Annotated in this window: 4 protein-coding genes and 1 pseudogene; 1 reads left to right on the top strand and 4 read right to left on the bottom strand. The window is 68.4% G+C overall.

Annotation, left to right across the window (positions count from 1 at the left end):
• Window positions 1–250, top strand: a pseudogene (locus NQ160_RS20255) (hypothetical protein); the annotation flags it as partial.
• Between the two features lie 35 nt (window positions 251–285).
• On the opposite strand, the gene NQ160_RS20260 reads toward NQ160_RS20255, so the two are convergent.
• The 4 genes from NQ160_RS20260 to pstC form a co-directional block, all read right to left on the bottom strand.
• Window positions 286–1,062, bottom strand: coding sequence for a sulfite exporter TauE/SafE family protein (locus tag NQ160_RS20260; protein WP_257516905.1), 777 nt, complete (start codon window positions 1,060–1,062; stop codon window positions 286–288).
• A 110-nt stretch (window positions 1,063–1,172) separates the two neighbouring features.
• Window positions 1,173–1,946, bottom strand: coding sequence for a phosphate ABC transporter ATP-binding protein PstB (gene pstB, locus NQ160_RS20265; RefSeq protein ID WP_257516908.1), 774 nt, complete (start codon window positions 1,944–1,946; stop codon window positions 1,173–1,175).
• Between the two features lie 95 nt (window positions 1,947–2,041).
• Complete coding sequence (gene pstA / locus NQ160_RS20270; RefSeq protein ID WP_257516906.1) at window positions 2,042–2,956, bottom strand: phosphate ABC transporter permease PstA; 915 nt, start codon at window positions 2,954–2,956, stop codon at window positions 2,042–2,044.
• Window positions 2,956–3,828: phosphate ABC transporter permease subunit PstC (pstC, locus tag NQ160_RS20275; protein WP_257516907.1), on the bottom strand; the 873-nt coding region annotated here is incomplete at its 5' end. The genes pstA and pstC, both read right to left, overlap by 1 nt.

Raw genomic sequence — 3,828 nt, forward strand, 5'->3', positions numbered from 1 at the left:
GCCCGACCGGCGTCGGCGACGTGCCGCCCGGCACGCCGCCACCGTCGACACGACCTACATCTGGGGCAGCCGCGATCAGGCGCTCGGCCGGCGCGCGGCCGAGCTGACCCGGAACTACGTCGACGCCGGATACCGCTTCGTCGAGCTCGACGAGAACCACTGGCTGCCCGAGCGGGCAGCGCCGCGGGTGGCACAGGAGGTGCTCTCGGCTATGGGGCTGGTTCACTCCGACGCGGATCCCGGCCGGTAGGACGAACGGGCGCAGCCCCGGCACTTGTACGCCACTCAGCCGGCATCCACCAGCAGCGCCACGAACACAGCGAGTCCGAAAACGACGACCGACCAGCGCAACACCGGAACGGGCAGCCTGCGACCGACCGCGGCACCCAGCCAGCCGCCCAGCAGGCCCGACACCGCCATGATGCCAGCCGCCGGCCACGACACCTCGGCGAAGACCGCGAAGAACACCAGCGACACCGCGCTCGCGACGACCGACAGCACGCTCTTGAGCGCGTTGAGCCGCTGCAGCGATTCGCGCAGCGCCACCCCGAGCACCCCCAGCATCATGATGCCGAGGCCGGCGTTGAAGTAGCCGCCGTACACCGCGACACCGAGCTGACCGACGCCCGCCCAGCGCAGTGGCTCGGCGCGAGGGGTGGATGCCGCGGCAGCCTCGGTGCGACGGGCGACCAGCGCGCTCAGATACGGCTGCGCGGCGAGGAGCAGCGTCGAGGCGAGCACGAGCCACGGCACCACCGCGGTGAACGTGCTCTCGTCACCCGCGAGCAGCAGCGTCGAGCCGACGAGCGCGCCGATCACCGTGACGATGCTCAGCGCGATGATGCGCCGCCGCTGGCCGGCGAGCTCACGGCGGTATCCCCATGCTCCGCCCACATAGCCGGGCAGGGCGGCCACCGTGTTCGTCACGTTGGCGATCACGGGCGGATACCCGAGGGCGAGGAGAGCGGGAAAGGTGACGAGCGACCCGCCGCCGGCGATCGCGTTGATCGCACCCGCCGCCGTTCCCGCGAGGGCCAGCACGACGACCGCACCCCAGTCCATCCGACACCTCCCGAAGCCCACCCAAGCAGATGCCGGTCGCGGCGCCTACTCGGGGGGTTCGGCAGATCGCTGCGTCGGCTCGGAACCTTCGACCGGTGGTGCCGGTGAAGTCACCCGAACCTGCCGCTGATGTAGTCCTCGGTGCGCTGATCGGCCGGCTGCTCGAAGATCTGCGCGGTGGGTGCGTACTCCACCAGCACGCCGGTCCGGTCACCGGTGGTGTCATCGGCGAGCGCGGTGAAGAACGCCGTGCGATCGGCGACCCGAGCCGCCTGCTGCATGTTGTGGGTGACGATGATGATCGTGTACTCGCGGCGCAGCTCGTGCATGAGATCCTCGATGCGCATGGTTGCGATGGGGTCCAGAGCCGAGCACGGCTCGTCCATGAGGATCACGTCGGGTTTGACGGCGATGGTGCGGGCGATGCACAGACGCTGCTGCTGACCGCCGGACAGTCCGAACGCGGATTGCTTGAGCTTGTCCTTCACCTCGTCCCAGAGGGCTGCCTTGGTCAACGCCTCTTCGACCAGGTCGTCCATGCTCGACACCTTCATCCCGGTGACGCGGGGGCCGTAGGCGACGTTGTCGTAGATCGACTTGGGGAACGGGTTGGGCTTTTGGAACACCATGCCGATCCGGCGCCGCACCTCGATCGGATCGACGCCCTTGGCATAGATGTCGTCGTCCTGGAACAGCACCTGCCCCTCGACTCGAGCTCCGTCGACCAGGTCGTTCATCCGGTTGAGCGATCGCAGCAGGGTGGATTTGCCACACCCGGACGGGCCGATCAGGGCCGTGATCTCGTTCTTCCCGAAGCTGAGGTTGACGCCGGTGACAGCCCGGAAGGCACCGTAGTAGACGTCGACGTTCTCGCAGCGGATCAGCCCGCTCGGAGCGTCCAGCAGAGGCCGGTCGGCGTGCGGATGGAACTGAGGGCGAGGCGTGTCCGCGGACGCGACGACGCGGGAGGTGTTCATGGCTACCACCGTTTCTGATACTTGTTGCGGATGAAGATGGCCAGCGCGTTCATGAGCAGCAGCACGGCCAGCAGCAGCACGCTGGTCGCGGCCGCCAACTCGTGGAAGCCCTCTTGGGGTCGGCCGGTCCAGTTGAAGATCTGGATGGGGAGGGTCGTGTAACCGCTCATCAGCCCGTTCGGGTCGAAGGTGATGTAGACCAGGGCGCCGAGGACCAGCAGCGGAGCCGCCTCTCCCAAGGCACGCGACAGCGCGAGGATCGACCCGGTCGCGATGCTCGGCACAGACGCGGGCAGCACCTGACGCCACACCGTCTGCCACGGGGTGGCGCCCAGCGCGAGCGACGCATCGCGGATCTCCCGGGGAACGGCACGAAGCCCTTCCCGTGTGGCGATGATGACGACGGGGAGGATCAACAGCGACAGTGCGAGCGCCCCACCGATGACGATGTTCTTGTTCTGCACCTGCAGCAGGCTGAGGAATCCGAGCGCGAGCAGGCCGTAGATGATCGCCGGCACGGCGGCGAGGTTCTGCACGTTCAGCTCGATGAGCCGGTTGAACCAGCGCTTCTTGTCGGCGAACTCCTCCAGGTGGATCGCCGCGGCGATGCCGAGCGGGAGCGTGAAGACGGCGGTGGCGGCGATCACCCACGCCGAGCCGAGGACGGCCGGCCGCGCGCCCGCGGTCTCAGGTGTCGCCGAGGGGTAGTTGGTGAACAGCTGAGGGGAGAGCTTGCCCCAGCCGTCCATCAGGATCGTGATCAGCAGGGTCGCCAGCACCCCGAACGCGACGAGGAGCGACAGCCACAGCAGCAGCAGGAAGAGCAGCGGACCGGGTTTGCGGTCCCCGTGGGTCCCTGTCCCCAGCGGAGCGGAGACCCGCACCGTCGCCGGCCGGGTGTGACGGGTGGTGGTCATCAGTAGGCCTCCCTGAAGCGGCGGACGAACCGGATGCTGATCAGGTTCATCAGCAGCGTGATGAGGAACAGCAGCAGTCCGACGGCGAAGAGGGTGTTGTATTCGAGACTCCCCACCCGGGAGTCGCCGAGGGCGGCGTTGGCGATGAAGCCCGTCATCGTCTGCCCCTGCTCCAGCGGGTTGGTGACGATGCGGGCCTGGCTGCCGGCGGCGATCGCGACGATCATCGTCTCTCCCACCGCGCGGGAGACCCCGAGCACCACGGCGGCGACGATGCCCGACAAGGCGGCGGGGAACACGACCCGCAGGGTGGTCTGCATGCGGTTGGCGCCCAGTGCGGCGCTTCCCTGTCGCAGAGCGCTCGGCACGGCCGACATCGCGTCTTCGGAGATGGAGGCGATGGTGGGGATGATCATGACGCCCATCACCAGCCCGGCCGCCAGCACGCTGAACGCGCCGGTGGGCAGCTGCAGCCATTCCCGCAGCACGGTCGCCTGCACGAACTGCAGAGCGAAGAACCCGTAGACGACCGTGGGAACACCGGCGAGAACCTCCAGCACGGGCTTGAGGATGCTGCGGGTGCGCGGCTTCGCATACTCGGCCAGCATGATCGCCGCGCCCAACCCGAACGGTACGGCGACCAGCAGGGCGATCACCGTGGTCCACAGCGTGGCGGTGATCAGCGGAATCACCCCGAACGAAGCGTCGGCGAACCGCGGTGCCCAGCGGGTGCCGAACAGGAACTCCCAGACGGGGACCTCGGCGAAGAACGACAGCGACGGGATCAGCAGCGCGATGAGGATGCCGGCGGTGGTGACCATCGTCAGCACCGCGGCAAGGCGCAGAACCATCCTGATGAGGGTCTCGCCCGG

Source organism: Microbacterium sp. zg.Y909 (assembly GCF_024626565.1).

Coding starts and splice junctions, on each gene's coding strand:
- NQ160_RS20260 (WP_257516905.1), bottom strand. CDS start 1,062: ATGGACTGGGGTGCGGTCGTCGTGCTGGCCCTCGCGGGAACGGCGGCG.
- pstA (WP_257516906.1), bottom strand. CDS start 2,956: ATGACCACCACCCGTCACACCCGGCCGGCGACGGTGCGGGTCTCCGCT.